Origin of the sequence: Loigolactobacillus coryniformis subsp. coryniformis KCTC 3167 = DSM 20001 (assembly GCF_002706425.1) — a bacterium.
Lineage (GTDB): Bacteria > Bacillota > Bacilli > Lactobacillales > Lactobacillaceae > Loigolactobacillus > Loigolactobacillus coryniformis.
This window is the reverse complement of the sequence record NZ_CP017713.1, coordinates 2,327,178-2,343,142: the sequence shown is the minus strand read 5'-3', so window position 1 is coordinate 2,343,142 and position 15,965 is coordinate 2,327,178. Positions and strand designations below refer to the sequence as shown.

The following is a 15,965-nucleotide window of genomic DNA, read 5'->3' as shown; positions in this document are numbered from 1 at the left end:
GAACGTGCAGATAAAAAATACATAAGAGAAAGAGGATGTCACGCTATGGTAGCTATTGATTTGCCTTACGATAAGACGACGGTTACTGCGAAAATTGCTGATGAAAATTTTGCGGGTAAGCTCGTTTCTAAGGCGGCGACATACCATAATGATTTTACAGAACAGGAGACGGTTGAAAAATCGTTGGATCATCCGATTGGTTCAGCGAGTTTGGAAGAACTAGCCAAGGGCAAGCATAATATTGTCATCATTAGTTCTGATCATACGCGGCCAGTACCCTCGCATATTATTACACCGATTTTATTGCGCCGGTTACGCAGCGTTGCTCCTGATGCACGGGTCCGCATTTTGGTGGCGACTGGCTTCCATCGACCATCGACACATGAAGAATTAGTTAACAAATATGGTGAAGCAATCGTCGCTAATGAAGAAATCGTGATGCACGTATCCACCGATGACAGTTCAATGGTCAAAATTGGCCAGCTGCCGTCTGGCGGCGACTGTATCATTAATAAAGTCGCTGCTGAAGCTGATCTGCTGATTTCTGAAGGCTTTATTGAATCGCATTTCTTTGCTGGTTTTTCTGGCGGACGCAAATCAGTTTTGCCAGGGATCGCCTCTTATAAAACGATCATGGCCAATCATTCTGGTGAATTCATTAACTCAAGCAAAGCACGGACGGGTAATTTAATGCACAATCCGATCCATAAGGATATGGTTTACGCCGCACGGACGGCTAAATTAGCCTTTATCATCAACGTTGTGCTGGATGAAGATAAGAAAATTATCGGTTCATTTGCTGGTGACATGGAAGCGGCCCACAAAGTTGGGTGTGATTTTGTTAAAGAGTTATCTAGCGTTAACAAAATCGATTGCGACATTGCGATCTCAACAAACGGTGGCTTTCCCCTAGATCAAAATATCTATCAAGCGGTTAAAGGAATGACTGCTGCCGAAGCGACTAACAAAGAAGGCGGCACGATCATTATGGTGGCCGGCTCTCGCGACGGCCACGGTGGCGAAGGCTTTTATCATAATCTCGCCGATGTTGCCGATCCGAAAGACTTTTTAGATCAAGCCATCAATACCCCACGGTTAAAAACGATTCCTGATCAATGGACAGCGCAAATTTTTGCCCGTATTTTGGTCCATCATCATGTGATCTTTGTTTCTGATCTAGTTGATCCGAAATTGATCACTGATATGCATATGGAATTGGCAACTTCGTTGGATGACGCACTGGCTAGTGCCTATAAACGCGAAGGTAAGGATGCTAAAGTCGTTGTGATCCCTGATGGCCTTGGCGTGATCGTAAAATAAAATGGCACAGACAGACTTACAAGTTTTGTTGCAGCAAGTCGCTACAGGTCAAGTATCGCCGGAAAAAGCGCATCGCCAATTGCAGCAACAGTCGGTCGCGGATATCGGCTTTGCCCAAGTTGACCTTGATCGCCAACAACGCAATGGTTTTCCCGAAGTGATCTATGGTGCCGGTAAAACGGCTGCTCAGATCATCGGTATCGCCCAAACCTTGCAGCAACAGGCACAACCGATTTTGATCACCCGTTTGTCAGCCGAAAAATTTCATGCCGTTCAAGCAGCTTTACCACAAGTCACTTACTACGCAGATGCGCGCTGCGCGGTCTTAGGTCCGGCGTTACCGGCTACAGAAAGCTATATTGCCGTAGTGACTGCAGGAACTTCTGATATACCAGTTGCCGAAGAAGCTGCTATTACAGCGGAAACGTATGGCAATCGCGTAGAACGGATCTACGATGTGGGTGTGGCCGGTATTCAGCGGTTATTTAATCGGCTGGATGTGATTTGCGGCGCCAAAGTCGTGATCGTCATTGCAGGGATGGAAGGGGCGCTGGCTAGTGTGGTCGGTGGTTTGATCGATAAACCGTTGATCGCCGTACCTACCAGCGTTGGCTACGGCACGAATTTTCAAGGACTAACGGCGCTATTGACGATGCTAAACAGCTGCGCATCGGGTATTACAGTGGTCAACGTCGACAACGGCTTTGGCGCAGCCTATTCAGCCAGCATGATCAATCATTTATAGCGCTATGTTTCAACTTGGCGATTTTTGCCTGATTAAGTGAGATAGAGGACATAATAAAATGCGAACATTATATTTAGACGCTTTTTCTGGGATCAGCGGCGATATGTTTATCGGTGCTTTGCTGGACCTCGGCGTTGATTTTGAACAATTGCAGCAAGAACTGGCTAAGCTAGGTGTGAATGGCTATACGTTGAGCCAAAAGCGCGAAGCTAAAAGCAGCATTTACGGCACTAATTTTGATGTGGTCTTACCCCATGAAAAAGATCATGGTTTCGTTGAAGATCACCACCATCATCACGGCCGTCATTTACAAGAAATTCTTGATTGGATCACGCAAAGTGAATTATCAGAAAATGTCAAAGCAAACGCCAGTGCAGTGTTTAATGAGATCGCCGCGGCGGAAGCGGTGGTTCATCATTTGCCATTAAGTGAAGTTCATTTTCATGAAGTTGGCGCACTAGATTCGATCGTCGATATTGTCGGCTGTTGTATCGCTTTAGAAATGTTACAAGTCGATACCGTTAAGTGCTCCGCTTTGGCGGATGGTAGTGGTTTTATTCAGGTTGCTCATGGTCAAATGCCGGTACCTGTGCCGGCAGTGATGCAGATGCGCGTCGGTACAGCGATTCCGATCAAGGCGCGGCCTGAAGTCCACACTGAATTGATCACGCCAACGGGGATGGGCTTAGTTAAAGTATTAGTTGACGAATTTGGTCCATTACCTGAAACGGCGACACCGCTACAGATCGGTTACGGTTTTGGCAAACGAGATACTGGCGGTTTCAATGCGTTACGCGCTATTTTATTCGAAAAAAAAAACTAAGTCAGCATGTCGTAACTAAGACGGCTGACCAAGTGGTGTTACTGGAAGCTAACTTAGACGATCAAACTGGTGAAACGCTTGGTTACGTCATGCAATTATTGTTGGCTGCCGGCGCTTTGGATGTTTATTTTACGCCGATCCAAATGAAGAAAAATCGGCCAGCCACCAAATTATCTGTCTTAGTCGCTGCTACAGCACGCGAACAATTTGTACAGCTACTTTTAGCTCATACCAGCACGATTGGAGTGCGTTATCAAACTTGGCAGCGGACAGTGATGCAACGCCATTTTGAACAAGTTACCACCCAATATGGGACCGTACAGATCAAGGTGGCGACCTATGGTGCGATCGTGAAACGGACACCAGAATATGCGGATTGTGCTCAGTTAGCGCAACAACACCACGTTCCATTAATGGCCGTTTATCAAGCGGCTTGGCAACAAGTTAGAGAGAAGGAAGTGTAACCTTGCTACATCGATTAATTGCGGAATTTATGGGGACCGCCTTGATGATTATTTTCGGGGTCGGTGTCCACTGTAGTGAAGTTTTGAAAGGAACCAAATATCGCGGATCAGGACATATTTTTGCGATCACGACTTGGGGATTTGGCATTACGATCGCCTTGTTTATTTTTGGCGATGTTTGTATCAATCCAGCCATGGTGCTGGCACAATGTTTACTTGGCAATATTCAATGGGCCATGTTTATCCCATACTCATTGGCTGATTTGCTCGGTGGGGTCATTGGCGCCATGATCGTTTGGGTCATGTACGCTGATCATTTTAAAGCCTCCGAGGCGGAAGTCTCACCGATCACTATTCGCAATCTATTTTCCACGGCGCCTGCAGTTCGTAATTTGCCACGGAATTTCTTTGTCGAATTTTTTGATACGTTTATTTTTATTTCCGGGATCTTAGCGATTTCGACCGTCAAAACACCTGGTATCGTACCGATTGGTGTTGGCTTGCTGGTATGGGCAATTGGGATGGGCTTAGGTGGTCCAACCGGTTTCGCGATGAATTTAGCCCGCGATATGGGGCCACGGATTGCTCACGCCTTGTTACCAATCAAAAATAAAGCCGACAGTGATTGGCAATATGGCATTATCGTACCTGGTATTGCACCATTTATTGGTGCTGCCTGTGCCGCATGGTTCATGCACGGCTTTTTCAACATTTAAATCAAATTATTTCAGGGAAAGAAGCTTTTAATATGCAAACTTTAGCAGATAAGAAACAAGTAGTCGTTGATAACTTAAAACAATTAGGTAACGTTGTCGTCGCTTTTTCTGGCGGTATCGATAGCACTTTGGTTTTGAAAATGGCGTTGGATGTACTTGGCCGTGACCACGTGATGGCTGTTATCGCCAACTCCGAATTATTTACTAACGAAGAGTTCGATAAAGCCGTTAGTTTGGCTAAGGAATTAGGCGCCAATGTGCAAACAACAACGCTTGATTATTTAGCAAATGAACACATCAAACAAAACTTACCCGACAGCTGGTATTACGCTAAAAAAATGTTCTATGACCGTTTAAATGAAATTGCGGCTGGTGCAGCAGTTCTTGACGGTATGATCATGGATGACAACAACGATTATCGTCCTGGCTTGAAAGCCCGCACTGAAGCCGGCGCCCACAGCCCATTACAAGACGCTGATCTTTATAAAAAGGATGTCCGTGAATTAGCGCAACAATTAGGCTTGACCAATTGGAACAAAGTCGCTTCCTGCTCAGTATCATCACGCTTCCCTTATGGCACTACATTGACTTCCGCTAAATTACAACAAGTCATGCAAGCCGAAAAGTATATCCGCGACCTCGGCTTCCCAACGGTGCGTGTGCGTTATCATGAAGAAATTGCCCGTATTGAATTACCTGAAGCTCGCTTCAATGATTTCTTAGTTTTCAATCAACGAGTTAATGATGCCTTACTTAAGTTAGGTTTCAAGTATGTAACGATCGATCTTGGCGGTTTCCGCAGTGGCAGAATGAATGAAGTTTTGTCACGGAAAGAATTAGCGCAGTTTGCGTAAAATAAAAAAAGCGAACCTCAATTAAGAGCAATGTCATTAAGTTAGTGACTTGACAATTATTAGTCCCTGAGGAAATCGCTCGGCTAATTTTAAAACCACCTGATTAGTCATTTGATGATTGCTAATTGGGTGGTTTTTATAATTTAAAGCTAATTTAAAGCGCACTAAAATAAGGGCGACGCAAGATTAGGTTGTCAGTTTACGCGACTCGATAAACAAAACTAACCGCACGCTTAGGTTTTAGTCGCCGCTTATTTTTACGCCCGGGGCGAATCGGGACTAAGTAGGTGCCAAGCTGAATCAATAACGCTTGAAACTTTGCCTGCTGGTTATTGCGGTAATAATACCGCACGATCCTAGTGGCCAGTTTAAAATTAATGGTGTCCCAATGATGGTGATTGGTCTGCGCGACGTAAGCTTGATTAACGGCTGCACTAACCACATTGTACATGATTAAGTTGGCGTAAAGTTCCATTTCAATAAACTGGTCTTTTTTGGAATGAAATTGAATGGCGCCAAGATCATATTTTAGCTTAGAAAAAGCGGTTTCGATGCCCCAACGCAAATGATATAACCGTTTCATTCGTGGTAATGGAAACTGCTTTGCCGGAAGATTAGTGATCAAGACTTCCCACGCTGGCTTACCGTCAGCTGTTGTCCCAATTTGAAATTTACAAGCCCGGAATTTAACGGTACAAAAGACGCCAAAATCCCACCGCCGATCTTTGGTATTTTTGGAACGAAATGGTTGGTACTGGTGCCAATAATGTTGAATACAATGAATGTTTTCACTACTTTTATGCGTAACGTAATAATGATTAGAAGTGGTCACGCGGCACGCGATTGCTTGATCACACTCACCATCTGGCAAATTTTGAATTTCTTTGATACTGCCGCCTAACTTGGCTCGAATAAGATAATGCAACCCCTGGTGCCGGTTTAGATTTTCAATTAGATTAAAGCTTGGGTAGCCACGGTCCATCATCACGATCGAATCGTCTGGTAGGTGATCAAGCATGGCTAAAACACTGCCGCGTTCGTCCATTGCCGTTTTGGGTTGGCTAATACAGTCTTGATAGCTTTTATTTAACAAGTCGTATAAAGTATTAACATGCATTTGACAATAAGGCTTATTTTTTGAAAAATCACAAACGTACTTTGAAGTAGGATTCCAAGGCAGATCAAAGTCCGAGCCATCGATCGCTAATACATGGTAATGGTGATCCAACAGTTGCGCGTTAGCTATTTGCTGGTTGAATTGATGAAAAATATGTTTGAAGCAGTCGGGTTTTAGCTTACCTTTTTGTTGTTCAAAGGCAGAAGGTGAAACTTGTTCATCAATACCAGGAAAAGCATTGAATAACTCAATGTTAAGGCTGTTACCCTGCATATTAAGCATCGTTTTAATCATCGTACCAGCAGTTAATTTCCGTTTACGCGTAAAATCCTGTGGTGAATGAGTGTAATCATGAATATGGCTAACTGTTTCATTGATAATTTGGTCCAGAACGCTTAAACTATTAGTTGGGTTTAACATTAGTGACACACTCCTTATCGGTATTGGATTGTTACAATTAGACCTGTGGAGGAGAAGGTTTAGTGCCTTCCCCTTTTAGTTTACCAAGTTTAAAGTAAAAAATAAGGCTTCAGCTACATAAATGATGTAGCTGAAGCCTTATTTTTTTTTGTCAATAGCTTAACTTAATGACATTGCAATTAAGAGATTCGTTATTTTTATTATCCTTGGGTCGGGTTATGCGTATGACTCGGTGCTGTATCAGGCATGGCGTTCAATACGTCCATATCAGCGGCGTTGATCTCAAAGCCTAATTGAGTATTAGCCTGAATATGCGCCTCACTGACTGCTTTAGGCAACGGTAGCACGTCGTTTTGTAGACAAAAGCGCAAAGCTAGTTGCGCTACACTAACGTTGTATTTAGCAGCGAGGGCCTTCATTTGGTCGTTTTGTAGCATACCACCGGTGGCTAAAGGAGAATAAGCTTCTATTAAAATATCATTATTTTTAGCAAATTCAGTAATTTTTGGTTCGGTAAAACCGACATAATATTGAATTTGGTCGACCATCGGCTTGATTTTAGCGGTGGGCAAGATGTTTTCTAAGTCATGAACGTTAAAATTAGAAACGCCGATCGCTTTAACTTTGCCGGTGGCGTAGATATCTTCCATGGCCCGCCAAACTTCGATATTTTCTTGGTCGCAATTCTTGCCGATCTCGGTCCATGGCCAAGGTGCATGAACTAAATAAAGATCTAGATAGTCGATATCTAGTTGCGCCATAGTGCTATTAAAATCAGCGATGGCACCATCATAAGTTTTAGTGGCGCCAGGTAATTTTGAGGTTACAAAAATATCTGCTCGTGGGATGCCAGATTCGCGGATCGCCCGGCCAACATCAGCTTCATTGTGATAGGCTTTAGCGGTGTCAATATGCCGGTAACCAGCCTTTAATGCGGTTGTGGCCGCGTTAAAAGCGATATCACCGATAGAAACTTGCCACATACCGAAGCCGACTTTTGGAATCTCAACGCCGTTTGCTAACTTAAATGTTTCTGTTAAAATTGCCACGATTTTCCATCTGCTTTTTTAGTTTACTTGAACACTCTTATTATACGCATTTCGTTAAAGAAAAGGCTTTATTATGATCAACTAAATTAAAGCAAAAGATTAATTACAGGCGGATTATATGGTAATATAGTGACATCAGTGAGCAGATGATTGATCAACCTTAATCGTGAAATAGGAGCTTGAGATGCAAAAAAATAAAGCTTATCGTATTAGTATTCTCGCAATGTTTGTTGCTATTATCATCATTCAAAATTTTGTACCGTTGTTCGGCTATATCCCTTTAGGTTTATTGGATCTAACTACGATCCACATTACCGTAATCATAGCGGCAATCATTCTGGGACCAAAGGACGGTGCATTAGTCGGCGGTGCGTGGGGCTTGATCACGTTTATTCGTGCGTTTACATCACCCACTAGTCCATTGGCACCATTAGTTTTCACCAATCCGGTGGTATCGATCGTGCCGCGAATTTTAATCGGCTTGGTTGCTGGGTGGTTATTCATTTGGTTACAGCATAAAATCAAGCGCACGCCAGCAATGATGCTGGCGGCGTTAGTTGGCGCACTGGTCAACACAATTTTAGTTTTAGGCTTGATCTATCTATTCTACCGGACGCCGGCTGTCGCACAAGCTTATGGAACGGCTGACGTGAGTCGGTTAGGTGGTTTACTATTAGTGGTCGTTGCGACCAATGGAATTCCTGAGGCAATTTTGGCCGCAGTGGTGGCACCGCTGATCTGTACACCACTATTGCGGTTCCGCAAATAGCGCTAAATAAAAGACGTAACATTGGATGTAATTTCCAGTGTTGCGTCTTTTTAGTTAGGCTAGAATCTGGACACCTAGTCCGATCAACCCGGGGCCAGTGTGCACACCAAGTGCCGGTGAAACATTGCCGGTAAAGATATGTTCAGCTTGCGGATAAAGTTCGTGTAATTCTACGGTCAGCTGTGCGGCAATCTCGTGATTAGCACCGTCGGCGACTGCCAAATTAAAGCGTTGCGCGTTGCCGATAGTTTCGGCTAGTAACTTCTTCATTTTCAACAATGTTTTTCTCTCACCGCGAACTTTGGCGACGGGGTAGTAAATGCCGTCATCGTCGCAAGAAATAATCGGCTTGATATTTAACAGTGTGCCGGCCATGCCAGCAACACGTCCGATACGGCCACCTTTTTGCAAATAGGTCAGCGTTGGCACGTAGAAGAAAACTTTGGTGTGTTTGGCAACTGTACGGATTCGTGCCTCGATCTCGACCTTGTGCAGACCTTCTTCGCTGAGTTGGGCTGCGAGGATCGCAGTTAAGCCGCTAGCGATACCGATGTTTTTGGTGTCGATCACACTGACATCTAAGCCGGAAACACGTGCAGCAATTTCGACTTGCTGAAATGTACCAGATAAGCCGCTAGAAATACAAACAGCGATAACTTCCTTAAAGCCATCCGCTTTGATGTCAGCAAAGGCTTTAGCAATCAGGTCACCAGTTGGTGAAGCAGTTTTCGGCACTTCTTTATCTAGATTAGCGTAAACCGTGTCAGGATCGATAGTGACTTTATCCAAAAAAATTTCATCGTGATAAGCAATCGTCATTGGTACCATGTAGAGATGGTGTTCAGCAATAAAATCTGCTGGAACATCAGAACAAGAATCAACAAGAATAGCAACGTGCGGATTAATTTTAGTCATGAGTAATGGCTCCTTTTTCAATTTGTGGTGCGTGCAGCATCAGCCGTTTGCTGATCAATTGGTAAATGATCGTAGTGACGGCAGTCTGCTGAATGGCTTCATCCCATTCAAAGTTTTCGGTAAAAGGTAATGGCGTACTTTGCGCCAGATCAAGGGTCTGTAATTGGATCGTAAAATTAGCAGCAAAGCGATCGTAGGCTGCTTGTGCCGATAAGACGTTTAATTCACCATTAAAGCCGCTGCGGATCATATCTAATGGAAATACAGTTTTGAGCAGGGTCAGCGTAATGACCGCAGCGAGATGTTCGCGCTGATAGCGTTTCTTGATGGGTTTAAACATGACCTTGTGCTTAACGTAATTATTGATCATTGCTGGAGTTACCGGATCAAGTTCCAATGGGGCCAGGTACTGGTTGACCAAATTGATCAATTGTTCCATATAAATATCAAAATCAGGAAAATCGGCCCATTGCGGTAATTTTAGGGCCTGGATTTTTGTGAGCCATGCTTGAAAGTCATTTTCTCGGGTGGACATAAATTGACTCCTTTCACCAAGTAGGTTATTGATAGTATAAACTTGTAATCTAGTTTTGTAAACTAGGTTACAAAGCTAATCTAATTATTATATGTGAAATCAGAATCGATATTGAATAACGAATGCCGAAACTTGTATCTATCTAGTCAAGCTTTTAAAATAAAGTTAAGATTTGAAATGAGCCATGTTTCAACATTGTGGAAGCGGAGGAAATAACATGACAGAAAAATTAACGATGGCGGTGATTGGCTTTGGTAAAAGTGCCACACGCTATCATTTGCCGTATTTGATGTTACGCGACAATATTCAAGTAAAATGGGTTTATGCGCGCCATTTAAATAAACGGCCAGCAGAACAAGAATTTTACAAGCAGCATCACGTTCAGTTCACGGACAACGTGACTGAAGTATTAGCTGACCCAGCGGTTAAATTAGTGACGATCTGCTTGCCGCCAGCGTTGCATTTTGCCTTTGCTAAGCGCTGTTTAGAAGCTGGCAAAAATGTGCTGGTCGAGAAACCATTTACTAGCACGGTTGCGGAAGCTAAAGCCTTATTTGATCTAGCCGCTAAGCATAACTTATTAGTGATGCCGTATCAAAATCGTCGCTTTGATGGTGAGTTTTTAGCTTTACAACAGGTTCTGCAAGTTGGGTACTTAGGTGAGCCGCTGGAACTAGAATCACATTTTGATCATTTTCGGCCTGATCCGGAAGTTAAACAAGGGGCCCCGGAAGATGGCGCTTTTTATGGCTTAGGCAGCCATTTAGTTGATCAAGTGGTGGCCTTATTTGGACGGCCCCAACAAGTCAGTTACGATATTCGGGCGCAACAGAATCCGGCTAGTACGGTTGACGATTATTATGATGTCAGTTTGTTTTACCCTAATTTCAAAGCTACGGTCAAAAGTAGCTCGCTAGTGGCGCAACCCTATCCGCGCTTTATTTTGCATGGTACTCAAGGTAGTTTCATTAAATATGGCATTGATCAACAGGAGAATGACTTAAAAGCTGGATTAACCCCAGCTGCGGCGGGATTCGGGGAAGATAGTCCGAAATTCTTTGGTGAGCTAAATTATCAAAATGCTAATGATGATTGGATCAATAAACAGCTGCCAACGCCGCGGGGGGACTACGGCCGGGTTTACGACGGTCTGTATGAAAGTATTATCCACGGTGCCGCACCACTGGTCAGTGCTGATGAAGCAATTACTGATTTGGAAATTTTAGCTGCTGGCTTTAGTCAATTGAGCCCAAGCATTTATCAACTATAAAAAAGATTAGTTACATTTCCGCGACCAATTCTGGTGGCGGTTTTTTTATTATACTTTTTATATAAAATATTAGTTATTATTATGAGGATATATATAAAAAATACATATTTAAATGCTTGAAGTGATTGAATGCGGTAACAAAATATGCTTTAATTAACTTTGTTAAGAAAAGATTAATAATATGTGACTGTTCGTTTTACATAAAGCATAAATAGTTGGGGGAATAGATTATGAAGAAACACTTGCTTACTTATTTATCAGTTAGTGTGTTACTTTTAGGGGCGGTTGCACCGAGCGTGAGCGCTTTAGCGGTCACTCCTGTGTCTGCTGCGGAACAGACCAGCGCGACTGCACTAGATCCAAACAATCTGGCTGATGGGACGTATACAATTGATGCGCCAGTAATGAAGGCAGGAACAAATGATCCTTCAACTGCGCAAGAATATATCAGTAAATTCGCGACATTAGTGGTAAAGAATCAACAATTGACCTTAACGCTACATGTTATCTCTGACGCCAGTATTGGTGAGGTTAGATTATCTAGTAATCAACAAGCGGCAAAGGTTAGCGATAGTGGAACAACGAAAGATATGACTTTTAACGTGTCCACTTTAACAGCGGCACTGTCATTAGATTTGGATCTCAATACGCCGCTAGGATCAATTCACGAAACCATGGACGTTAAGCCAGATGTAGCTACTTTGAAAGTAGTGCAACTGGATCAACCGGCAACTGCAAGTTCAACGACTACGGTTAGCAAAGGCGTTACTAGTGAAAGTAGTCAAGCAACTCAAAGCAGTGTCACTAGTGGTGCTACGCAAGCCAGTACGGCTAGTCATTCAACGGCTGATCCTGCAACAACGACAAGTTCAAGCCGACCGGTAGCTGCTGTATCAAGTCGTTCAGCGGTACCGAACGAATCCTCTGTGGCTAATCAAGAATCTGCCAGCCAACCAGCATCGACTACAGTAAAGCAGTCCAATCAATCAGAATCTAAATCAGCGACAACAGAGCCAACAACGCAGTCAACAAGTAATACGGCTACGACGACCACTTTTGACCCCGCACATTTAGTTGATGGGTCGTATGAAGTACCCATGACGGTGTTAAAAGAAAAAACGGATGAAGCATCAATTTCAGCGAAGTTCTTTGCCCCAACTGCTACGGTTAAAGTGGCCGGTAAACAAGTAACGGTGACCTTACATTTGACGCAAAACGCCTCGACGGTAACCGTGTTTAGTTTGGCTGGCCAAGCTGCTAAAATTTCGAATAATGACGACACCAAAGCCGATTTAACCTTTAACGTGGATAAGAACTTTGATACGGCCATTATCCCAGCCACCATGACGATTAGCGTGCCAGCAATGGGTATGGTGATGAATGAAAAGGCGCGGGTCAAATTTGGTCAAGCGCTGTATTCAGCAACAGATCCGACAACTGCCCCTACCAAGAGTGCCACGACTACTTTACAAGATGGAATCTATGAAGCACCGATTGCTATCTTAAAAGCCGATTCAAGCACTGAACTTTCAATGGCTAATGCTTTCTTCAAACCAACTGCCGTAGTAAGGATCGTTGATGGCAAGGCGACCGTCAGCTTGTATTTACAGAAAAATGCGAACACCGTGGCTGATTTTAGTTTAGATGGTACGGCTGCAGACTTTAGCAATAAAACCACTGATACGGCGACCATGTCTTTTACCAATATCGCTAATTACGCAGATACGACGGTACCAGCAACGATGACGATTCAGCCGATGCCAAGTTTTAGCATGAAGCAACAAGCACAGGTTAAATTTGGTCAGTTGACGGCAGTTAAAGCAGGCGCAACGACTGAAAGTAGTGCCAGCGCTAGCTCAGAAAGTAAAGCAAGTTCTGCTAGTGAGTCCAAAGCCAGCAATAAAGTAAACAGTAGTTCAGCTAAGGCATCGAGCACAACGGAATCGAGTTCTAGCCAACCAAATACTACGGACACAACAACTGAAACGACAGACGCATCAAAACTCCCAGCTTTTGATCCTAACAAGTTGACTGACGGTGTTTATCAAACTGACGTAACGATTTTAAAGGATGATGGCGTTACACCATCACATTCCGCAGGGTTCTTTGCTAAAAAGGCAATCATTACCGTGGCCAATAAAAAAGCGAAAGTAACCCTGCATATCACACAAAACGCGTCGCTGGTGGCAGCCTTTGCATTAGCTGATCAAAACGCGACAATCAGCAACAAAACTAAGGATAGCGTTGATCTAACTTTTGCTATCAACGATAAGTTTGCCAATGCGTTGGTCACAGCAACGATGTCGATCGCTGTTCCAGGCATGGGGAAATCAATGACCGAAACGGCCAAAGTGAAATTCGGCCAAGCGCTATACGTGGCGCCAACCATCACTGAGCAACCAAGCAATAATACAGATACTGGTACAATGACTACCAAACCAATTCAGACGACCACCACATTTGATCCCGCACATTTAGTTGATGGGACGTATGAAGTGCCCATGACGGTGCTGAAAGAAAAAACGGATGAAGCATCAGTTTCAGCCAGTTTCTTTGCCCCGACCGCTACGGTTAAAGTGGCCGGTAAACAAGTAACGGTGACCTTACATTTGACGCAAAACGCCTCGACGGTAACCGCATTTAGTGTGGCAAATCAAGACGCTAAAATCGCCAATAATGATGGCACCAAAGCTGATTTAACCTTTACTGTGGATAAGAATTTTGACACGACCATTATGCCAGCCGCCGTGAGGATCAGTGTGCCAGCAATGGGTATGGTGATGAATGAAAAGGCGCGGGTCAAATTTGGTCAAGCGCTGTTTGCAGCAAATAGTACCGATACTGAATCAAATACGTCATCGGAATCAGCAGCAAAAGCAGCGTCCGAATCGAAAGCCAAAGCTGAATCCGCAGCAAAAGCGGCATCTGAATCGAAAGCCAAAGCTGAATCCGCAGCGAAAGCAGCATCTGAATCGAAAACTAAGGCTGCATCAGAATCAACTGCCAATCAGGGATTAAACTTAGCTAGAAAGGATGGTACTTATAATTTAACGGTGCCAATCAAAAATGCTGATTTAACTGCAACTTCAGCAGCACAACGATTTATTAGTAAATCAGTACAATTAATAGTAAGTGACAATGGGAAGACACTAAAAACCGTTTTCTTCGTAACCAACGGCTTACAATATATTAAAGGGATGACGCTTAACGGTAAAAGCGCGCAAGTTATTAAGCATAGTGCAACTGCAGCTGATTATATTTTCGAAGTGACCCCAGAAATTTTAGCTGGATTAGGCAATGTTCATTTTAGTCTAACCACGCCAATAGGTGACATGGAGGAAGATGCATTTGCTGTCTTTAATTTAAGTAACCAATCTAGCAATGATTTAAGAAATAAAATACAACAAAAATTACCAGATTCTGCGCCTGTTGCTACCGGTACCAACCTAATCAATCCCACCAAAACGGTCCAATACATCCCGTACAAAGTACTTGACGAAACGCGGAGCAAGCTTTCGACAGCTAATAACTACTACACGCATACTGCTAAAGTGGTGAAAGATAGTAGTGGGTACAAGGTTTATCTCACGGTTCAAGCGCCAACTGGTTACGTAAAATTTCAGCCATTATCCGTCAATTATGGTGGCTATTCTGATTTTAGTCACAGCACTGCCGGTGGTAACGATATTTGGACTTATGCGTTCCACATCAGCAATGAGCAGGGGTTAGATCAGCCGATCCCCGCAACGATCAGCATGACAGTGCCGATCGCTGGCATCAGCAACCAGCAATTTGAAGTGTGGTTATCCTTCGGCAAGGCGCAAGGTGGCGGCACTAATTATTTAGCTGCAGCCAACGCAGCAACGACGCAGGGGTTACCGGCGACGACGATCAGCTTGGTTCAAGCAGCGAATGGCAACACGATCTTACCGGCCGCCGGCACCAGTTTAACGGCAATTAGTGCCACACAACCAACTAAAGCAGTTAAAGCGACTAAACCAGCTAAAACAGCGGCGAATAAAACTAAAAAAGTTGCGGCGGCAACCACCATTACAGCGGCAGAGCAACAAAAGTCAGCTAAATTAAAGGTGTATCCATTTATGGCAGAAATTGCTGGCTTCGGTGCAGTGGCGTTGGTGATCATCGGTTTTGCTGTGTATAAACGACTGCATGTGGGAGAGTAGAAAATGAAACGAAAAATAGGACGATTAATTCTAGGGGCGGTACTGCTGCTCGTGAGTTTTACAGTTAGCGCAAAAGTTGGCGCGGAGGCGATCAATTATCAAGCCTTGAAATATGGCACACAGCAAACGTCGATGGCGTCTAATTATTACGTTAAGCCGGCAAATGTGGTAGCGAACGGTAATCAATATTTGGTCACAATGACGATCCACACCAGCACCCAATTAGGTGAATGGCCGGTGACGGTGCTCAGCATCAACGGGCAAGGACCAGCGAACGTCAGCAAAACGCAAAGTGCTAGCGGTTATGACTATTCTTACGCCTTTCAAACACCTAATTTAAATCAAGTGGTCAATAGCTCGATTGCCATCAACGTACCGAATGTGTACACGGCCAACCACGATATTAGCTTTAAATTTGATACCAGTCATTTACCTGCACTCAATAGCGCTGCAGCTAGTAGCAGTGCACCAGCGGCGGTTGCCAGTTCAGCAGCGAGTGCCAGTAGCAGTGAAAACAGTACCACTAGTTCAAATAGTACCAGCAGTGAGAGCAGTGCGATCAGTTCTAGCAGCGCCAGTAGTCGTGCCGCTAGCGCTAGCAGTCAGAAAAAAATCGTTGCAAAAACGACCACAACTAGTGTCACCCGTAAGCAAAACGCACAGATTGCTGCTCTGAATAAGAAAAATAAACAAACGCAGACGGCAATCTTGACTGGCGGTTCGGTAGCGGTGGCAATTTTAGCGGTGGCCACGTACTTCTTTATCAAACGGAAATAATTAGGTG

14 protein-coding genes are annotated in these 15,965 nt (G+C 43.9%); 10 read left to right on the top strand and 4 right to left on the bottom strand.

Annotated elements, in window-relative coordinates; genetic code table 11:
- The first annotated feature begins 45 nt into the window (after nt 1–45).
- Genes larA through larE form a run of 6 tightly spaced genes read left to right on the top strand, consistent with a single transcriptional unit; the run spans nt 46 to nt 4,922 of the window.
- Nucleotides 46–1,320 (top strand): nickel-dependent lactate racemase, encoded by a 1,275-nt coding sequence (larA, locus tag LC20001_RS11540; protein ID WP_010011985.1) that lies wholly within the window; start codon nt 46–48, stop codon nt 1,318–1,320.
- A gap of 1 nt (nt 1,321) precedes the next feature.
- On the top strand, nt 1,322–2,065 hold the full coding sequence (larB, locus tag LC20001_RS11535; protein ID WP_010011983.1) for a nickel pincer cofactor biosynthesis protein LarB: 744 nt from the start codon (nt 1,322–1,324) through the stop codon (nt 2,063–2,065).
- A gap of 58 nt (nt 2,066–2,123) precedes the next feature.
- Complete coding sequence (gene larC, locus LC20001_RS11530; protein ID WP_099267162.1) at nt 2,124–2,888, top strand: nickel pincer cofactor biosynthesis protein LarC; 765 nt, start codon at nt 2,124–2,126, stop codon at nt 2,886–2,888.
- Nucleotides 2,889–2,920: 32 nt separating this feature from the next.
- Nucleotides 2,921–3,352, top strand: a complete 432-nt coding sequence (larC2, locus tag LC20001_RS11525; protein ID WP_029508069.1) for a nickel pincer cofactor biosynthesis protein LarC2 — start codon at nt 2,921–2,923, stop codon at nt 3,350–3,352.
- Nucleotides 3,353–3,354: 2 nt separating this feature from the next.
- Nucleotides 3,355–4,068, top strand: coding sequence for a D/L-lactic acid transporter LarD (gene larD, locus LC20001_RS11520; protein ID WP_003679683.1), 714 nt, complete (start codon nt 3,355–3,357; stop codon nt 4,066–4,068).
- 32 nt (nt 4,069–4,100) lie between these two features.
- Nucleotides 4,101–4,922, top strand: coding sequence for an ATP-dependent sacrificial sulfur transferase LarE (larE, locus tag LC20001_RS11515; protein WP_029508068.1), 822 nt, complete (start codon nt 4,101–4,103; stop codon nt 4,920–4,922).
- A 199-nt stretch (nt 4,923–5,121) separates the two neighbouring features.
- On the opposite strand, the gene LC20001_RS11510 is transcribed toward larE, so the two are convergent.
- Both LC20001_RS11510 and LC20001_RS11505 read right to left on the bottom strand, forming a co-directional pair.
- Nucleotides 5,122–6,459, bottom strand: coding sequence for an IS4 family transposase (locus LC20001_RS11510; RefSeq protein ID WP_099267160.1), 1,338 nt, complete (start codon nt 6,457–6,459; stop codon nt 5,122–5,124).
- Between the two features lie 200 nt (nt 6,460–6,659).
- Entirely contained in the window at nt 6,660–7,508 is an 849-nt protein-coding gene (locus tag LC20001_RS11505; protein WP_010011979.1) for an aldo/keto reductase, read from the bottom strand.
- Nucleotides 7,509–7,692: 184 nt separating this feature from the next.
- Between LC20001_RS11505 and LC20001_RS11500 the strand changes: the two genes are divergently transcribed.
- The gene (locus LC20001_RS11500; RefSeq protein ID WP_010011978.1) at nt 7,693–8,277 is read left to right on the top strand and encodes an ECF transporter S component; all 585 of its coding nucleotides are present in this window, start codon (nt 7,693–7,695) and stop codon (nt 8,275–8,277) included.
- A 54-nt stretch (nt 8,278–8,331) separates the two neighbouring features.
- On the opposite strand, the gene LC20001_RS11495 is transcribed toward LC20001_RS11500, so the two are convergent.
- Complete coding sequence (locus tag LC20001_RS11495; RefSeq protein ID WP_010011975.1) at nt 8,332–9,192, bottom strand: DegV family protein; 861 nt, start codon at nt 9,190–9,192, stop codon at nt 8,332–8,334.
- Nucleotides 9,185–9,727 (bottom strand): DUF1836 domain-containing protein, encoded by a 543-nt coding sequence (locus LC20001_RS11490; protein WP_010011974.1) that lies wholly within the window; start codon nt 9,725–9,727, stop codon nt 9,185–9,187. Before LC20001_RS11490 ends, LC20001_RS11495 begins: the two co-directional genes overlap by 8 nt.
- 217 nt (nt 9,728–9,944) lie before the next feature.
- On the opposite strand from LC20001_RS11490, the gene LC20001_RS11485 reads away from it, so the two are divergent.
- From LC20001_RS11485 to LC20001_RS11475, 3 genes are all read left to right on the top strand, one after another.
- Nucleotides 9,945–10,997 (top strand): oxidoreductase, encoded by a 1,053-nt coding sequence (locus LC20001_RS11485; RefSeq protein WP_010011973.1) that lies wholly within the window; start codon nt 9,945–9,947, stop codon nt 10,995–10,997.
- Nucleotides 10,998–11,227: 230 nt separating this feature from the next.
- Nucleotides 11,228–15,181 (top strand): NEAT domain-containing protein, encoded by a 3,954-nt coding sequence (locus LC20001_RS11480; protein WP_010011972.1) that lies wholly within the window; start codon nt 11,228–11,230, stop codon nt 15,179–15,181.
- Nucleotides 15,182–15,184: 3 nt separating this feature from the next.
- Nucleotides 15,185–15,958 carry an NEAT domain-containing protein gene (locus LC20001_RS11475; protein WP_029507577.1) on the top strand — a complete coding sequence of 258 codons (774 nt, stop codon included), beginning with the start codon at nt 15,185–15,187 and terminating at the stop codon, nt 15,956–15,958.
- Nucleotides 15,959–15,965: the final 7 nt, after the last annotated feature.

Excerpts from the sequence above, each read along its gene's own strand:
- larA (WP_010011985.1), top strand. The coding sequence starts at position 46 with ATGGTAGCTATTGATTTGCCTTACGATAAGACGACGGTTACTGCGAAA.
- larB (WP_010011983.1), top strand. The coding sequence starts at position 1,322 with ATGGCACAGACAGACTTACAAGTTTTGTTGCAGCAAGTCGCTACAGGT.
- larC (WP_099267162.1), top strand. The coding sequence starts at position 2,124 with ATGCGAACATTATATTTAGACGCTTTTTCTGGGATCAGCGGCGATATG.
- larE (WP_029508068.1), top strand. The coding sequence starts at position 4,101 with ATGCAAACTTTAGCAGATAAGAAACAAGTAGTCGTTGATAACTTAAAA.
- LC20001_RS11510 (WP_099267160.1), bottom strand. The coding sequence starts at position 6,459 with ATGTTAAACCCAACTAATAGTTTAAGCGTTCTGGACCAAATTATCAAT.
- LC20001_RS11500 (WP_010011978.1), top strand. The coding sequence starts at position 7,693 with ATGCAAAAAAATAAAGCTTATCGTATTAGTATTCTCGCAATGTTTGTT.
- LC20001_RS11495 (WP_010011975.1), bottom strand. The coding sequence starts at position 9,192 with ATGACTAAAATTAATCCGCACGTTGCTATTCTTGTTGATTCTTGTTCT.
- LC20001_RS11490 (WP_010011974.1), bottom strand. The coding sequence starts at position 9,727 with ATGTCCACCCGAGAAAATGACTTTCAAGCATGGCTCACAAAAATCCAG.
- LC20001_RS11485 (WP_010011973.1), top strand. The coding sequence starts at position 9,945 with ATGACAGAAAAATTAACGATGGCGGTGATTGGCTTTGGTAAAAGTGCC.
- LC20001_RS11480 (WP_010011972.1), top strand. The coding sequence starts at position 11,228 with ATGAAGAAACACTTGCTTACTTATTTATCAGTTAGTGTGTTACTTTTA.
- LC20001_RS11475 (WP_029507577.1), top strand. The coding sequence starts at position 15,185 with ATGAAACGAAAAATAGGACGATTAATTCTAGGGGCGGTACTGCTGCTC.